The sequence below is a fragment of the Inquilinus limosus genome (genome assembly GCF_002195995.1).
In the GTDB taxonomy this organism is placed as follows: Bacteria; Pseudomonadota; Alphaproteobacteria; order DSM-16000; family Inquilinaceae; genus Inquilinus; species Inquilinus limosus_C.
Genome location: NZ_NHON01000194.1, coordinates 1 through 3,728, shown reverse-complemented (window position 1 = coordinate 3,728; position 3,728 = coordinate 1). Strand labels below are relative to the sequence as shown.

The window sequence follows — 3,728 nt, the reverse complement described above, 5'->3', positions numbered from 1 at the left end:
CGGACTCCCGGCCACCGCCGCCCCGCGGGTCTCATGCGGGCCCTCGAAGGGCGAGCGCACCTGGCGATCACGGCAGTGGCGCGGGACCAACGCGAACCCACCCTATCGGACAAGCCCGCGTCTCCCCGAGGTTGCCCAATGAGCGCGCCCGAGCGGGTGGCGCCGTCCGACTTCAAGGCGCTCCGCCGTGCCGCGGAGGCCGGCGATGCGGCCGCACAGTTCAACCTCGGCGTGCTCAGCGACAGCCGCATCGACGATAACGGCTACGCGGTGCCTGGCGACCGGGCCGAGGCGCTGCGCTGGCTGGAACAGGCCGCCGCCGGCGGCCTGCCACGGGCCCAGCTGCGGCTGGCCACGCTCTATGCCGACAGCCGCCCGGCGTCGGGCGACCGGGTGCGGGCCGGCGCCTGGTTCCTGGTGGCCGCGGCGCGGCTGACCGGCGCCCAGCGCGCCGCGGCGGAGGCCGGATACCGGGCCCTGGCCGCCGGGCTCAGCGCTGGCCGGCGAGCCAAGGCCTGTGGCCTGGCCGCCCGCCTGGCGGCGCTGCCCCCCGCCGATCCCCCGTGAGACCCGGCCAGGTTTGACTCCGCGCGACCTTGCCCTCGGCTATCCTGCCGGCAAGATGACGGCCCGGATTCCGACCTCCGCCCTGCTCGACGGCCTGCTGCGCGACGCGAACGCCGAACGGGTGACCCTGGGCTGGCTGGTGCACCGGCTGGGCGACCGCTCCTTCGGCCTGGTGATGCTGCTGCTGGCCCTGCTCGGGGCGATGCCGGGCGTGTCCGGCATCGTTGCGCCGCTGCTGGCCATCCTGGCGGTGCAGATGATGCTGGGCCGCGCCGGCCCGGCCTTCCCCCGGCGCATCGCGGAGCGCAGCGTGCGGACCCCGGCGCTGGCGCGGACCCTGGGCCGCGCCGTGCCGGTCCTGCGCGCCATCGAAGGCTTCATCCATCCGCGCTGGCCGACGCCGTTCGGGGCGACCAAGCGCGGGGTCGGCCTGGTGGTGCTGCTGCTCGGCGTGCTGCTGCTGGCCCCGATCCCCTTGAGCAACATCCCGCCCGCTTTGGCGATCGCCCTGCTCGCCATCGCCTATCTGGAGGAGGACGGGATCCTGCTCTGCATTGCGCTCGCGGCGTCCGCCCTGCTGCTCGCCGTCGCCGCCGGCGTCGTTTGGCAGGCGATGGGCGAGCTGGGCTGGGTGCGGGGCCTGCTTTAGGCCCGGCAAGACGGGCATCGAGCCGCGAACGGGTCAGGCCGGGCCGGTGCCGGCGGCAGCGCCGCACTCTGTGTCGTGGCCGCTGCGGGCGCGCTGTACATCCGCCTCCAGCCGGGCCAGGAAGCCGTGGAACCGCGGCACGCCGCGCAGGCTGTCGAGCTGGGCGTCGTGCTGCACGATGCCGAGCAGCCAGGACCGCACCCGCGGCGTGCGCGCGGAGATGTGCTCCAGCCGGTCCAGCGCGGCGTCGGGCCGGCCAGCCTCGGCATAGGCACAGGCCGCGTTGTAGTGCACCACATAGTCCTCGGGGTTGAGCGCCAGGGCCCGCCCGGCCCAGGCCAGGGCACGCCCCGGATCGCCCAGCGAGACCAGCATCGCCGCGCCGGCGCACAGCGCCATGGCGTCGTCGGGCCGCCGGGCCAGCTGCGCCTCGATCCGGGCGAAGCCCCGCCGCGCCGCCGCCAGCGCATCCTCGGCACGGCCGAGCGATGCATAGGTGTCCCGCAGCACCACCAGGCAGATGTAGTCGGTGTCGCGCAGGTCGGCCGCACGCTCGAACAGGGCGGCGGCCTCGGCGTAGCGGCCGGTGTTCCGGCACATCTCGGCGTACCACTCATGCGCCTCGAACAGCTCGGGGTCCAGCGCCAGCGCCCGCTCGAAGGCCGTCGTCGCCTCCCCGGCCCGGCCGGCCAGGAACAGCGCCAGCCCGCGGGAGGCATGGGCCTCGGCCAGGTTCGGCGCGAAGCTCAGCGCCGTGTCGCTGTTGCGCAGGATCTCCTCGTAGGAGATCTCGGTGCTGCCGCCCAGCCACAGCAGCACGTCGCAGGCCGCGACGCCGGCATAGGCGCGGGCATAGCCCGGATCGATCGCGATCGCCTGCAGGAACATCTCCCGCGCCTCGGCCAGCGCCGGCTTGTTGCCGAAGCTGGTGAACAGGGCCGAACGGCCCTGCAGGCAGCATTCATAGGCGTCGGCGCTGCTCGTCGGGCCGCCCTCGATCGACCGCAGTTCCTCCGGCAGCAGGGTGACCCTGAGCGCGTCGACCACGCTGCGGGAGATGTCGTCCTGCAGCGCGAAGATGTCGTCGAAATCCCGGTCGTAGCGCTCCGACCACAGATGGTCGCCGGTGGCGCCCTCGATCAGCCGCACATTGACCCGCACGCGATCGGCCGCCCGGCGGACGCTGCCCTGCAGCACGTATCCGACATTCAGCCTCCGAGCCACCTCCGTCACCTCCACCGCCTGGCCGCGGAAGGTGAAGGCGGTGTTGCGGGCGACCACGAACAGGGCGGAGACCCGGGACAGGTCGGTGATGATGTCCTCGGTGATGCCGTCGGCGAAATACCCCTGCTCGGCATCCCCGCCCATGCTGGTGAAGGGCAGGACCGCGATATGCGGGCGGCCGGCCTCGGCGCCGCGCCGCGACGGCGGCGGCGCGGCGGGCTCCCGGTCACCGGCCGGCGAGCGGGAGCCGGAGAGCGACCGCCAGGCCCAGATCAGCTGCTCCGCCGCCTCGCTGCCCGTGCCGCCCAGCAGCCGGGCCGAGACGTCGCGCTGCTCCTCCGCCTCGCGCTGGCGGCCGCCGGCGATCAGGACGCGCAGCAGCGCGACATGGGCCGAGACGTCGTCGACATCGGCGGAGACCAGGACGCGGGCATGCGGCAGCGCCGCCTCGGGATCGTCGGCATGGCGCTCGAGCAGGGCGCGCAGCACCTGCAGGCGCAGCCGTCGCACCTCCTGCCGCTCGGCCACGCACCAGACCTGGAAGTCCGGGCAGCTCGGCAGGTCCAGCCCCTCGGCGAACTCCCCCTGGAAGGCCGCTGCGGCCTGCTCCAGCGCCGCGGTCGGCGCCACCTCGACCCCGGCCGAGAGCGACCGGCGGATGGCCACGAGGTCGACCCCGGCCCCTGCGGCGTCGAGGCGCACCGTGTCGCGGTCGGCCAGGATGCGCGGCTGGCCGGGGGTGTCGACGACGCGGCGCAGCAGGCTGAGGCTCGACCGCAGCGCGCCACGCGGGTCGTCCGGAATGTCCCAGAAGATGGTGCAGAGGCGGTCGCGCCGGTGCGGCCGCTCCGTGGTGGCGAGATAGACCAGCAGGGCCCGCGCCTTCCGGGAGGACGGCAGGGCCACCGGCCGGCCGTCCCGGGCGACCTCCACCCCGCCCAGCAGGCGCACTGTCAGCTGCGGCTCGTCAGGCATCGCTCGGATCCAGGAAAGACCTCCTGCATGGGGCCTGGAGGCGGGCGCCCCCGCCCACCGAAGCGCACCCTATCGGCGTCGCGGCCCGATTGCCACCGTGCAATTTCAACGCTTTCTGAAACGGTCGCTGGGACGCCGCCACCCTAGATCATCGCCGAATGCCCACCCGACCCGTGCCCTAGCCCGCCAGCGGTCCCGGCCGGCCGGCGCAAACCGCCATCGCCACATCCACGCTGGAGCTTGTATGGCTACCGGATCTTCGGCCCATCTGACCATCGTCCCGGCCCCCAACCGGTCGCCGCCGCTGCAGCCC

Annotated in this window: 3 protein-coding genes; 2 read left to right on the top strand and 1 reads right to left on the bottom strand. The window is 74.2% G+C overall.

Annotation, left to right across the window (positions count from 1 at the left end; genetic code table 11):
- The first annotated feature begins 138 nt into the window (after nt 1-138).
- Nucleotides 139-567 carry a sel1 repeat family protein gene (locus BWR60_RS35745; RefSeq protein WP_088158071.1) on the top strand — a complete coding sequence of 143 codons (429 nt, stop codon included), beginning with the start codon at nt 139-141 and terminating at the stop codon, nt 565-567.
- Between the two features lie 55 nt (nt 568-622).
- Nucleotides 623-1,216, top strand: coding sequence for an exopolysaccharide biosynthesis protein (locus BWR60_RS35740; RefSeq protein ID WP_088158073.1), 594 nt, complete (start codon nt 623-625; stop codon nt 1,214-1,216).
- A gap of 33 nt (nt 1,217-1,249) precedes the next feature.
- Here the strand turns inward: BWR60_RS35740 and BWR60_RS35735 are convergent, their stop codons facing one another.
- Nucleotides 1,250-3,415, bottom strand: a complete 2,166-nt coding sequence (locus tag BWR60_RS35735; RefSeq protein WP_088158069.1) for a tetratricopeptide repeat protein — start codon at nt 3,413-3,415, stop codon at nt 1,250-1,252.
- Between the last annotated feature and the right edge of the window lie 313 nt (nt 3,416-3,728).

What these genes read in the sequence shown, in the direction of transcription:
- BWR60_RS35745 (WP_088158071.1), top strand. Translation starts at nt 139, where the DNA reads ATGAGCGCGCCCGAGCGGGTGGCGCCGTCCGACTTCAAGGCGCTCCGC.
- BWR60_RS35740 (WP_088158073.1), top strand. Translation starts at nt 623, where the DNA reads ATGACGGCCCGGATTCCGACCTCCGCCCTGCTCGACGGCCTGCTGCGC.
- BWR60_RS35735 (WP_088158069.1), bottom strand. Translation starts at nt 3,415, where the DNA reads ATGCCTGACGAGCCGCAGCTGACAGTGCGCCTGCTGGGCGGGGTGGAG.